Source organism: Streptomyces sp. SID13031, assembly GCF_010548305.1.
Lineage (GTDB): Bacteria > Actinomycetota > Actinomycetes > Propionibacteriales > Kribbellaceae > Kribbella.
In genome coordinates this window covers 1-471 of record NZ_JAAGLV010000070.1, presented here as the reverse complement: position 1 = coordinate 471, position 471 = coordinate 1, and the positions used below count along the sequence as shown (strand labels likewise).

General features: G+C 74.1%; 1 protein-coding gene. It reads left to right on the top strand.

Going from position 1 to position 471, the window contains the following annotated elements:
• Positions 1-471 (top strand): DUF6716 putative glycosyltransferase (locus tag G3I17_RS39270; protein WP_343238571.1); only part of this gene is annotated, 471 nt, incomplete at both ends.

Sequence of the window (471 nt, the reverse complement as noted above, 5' to 3'; positions counted from 1 at the left end):
TCCCGCGCCGACCGTACGTACCTGCTGCGCAGGCTCGTCGAGCACGCCCGGCTGCACCCGGACCGCGAGGTGCTGCTCAAGCTGCGCTCCAAGCCGGGCGAGCACACCACCCACATCGAGGAACTGCCCTACCAGCGCCTCGCGGAACGCCTCCCGGGCGGGCTTCCCCCCAACCTCCGCCTGGTGTACGGGCACATGGGCGAGGTCCTGGACCGCACCGACCTGCTGGTCACCGTCTCCTCGACGGCCGCCCTGGAGTCCCTGCACCGGCGCGTCCCGACGGCCGTCCTCTCCGACCTCGGCGTACGCGAGACCCTCGGCAACCACCACTTCGTCGGGTCCGGGCTGATCACCTCCTGGGACCGGCTGGACGACGGACACCTGCCCCGGCCCGACGCCACGTGGCTGGCCGGCGGCGCCGTCGACCCGGGCGGCTCGTACGCCTCCGCCTACGACACCGCCCGCGCCCGG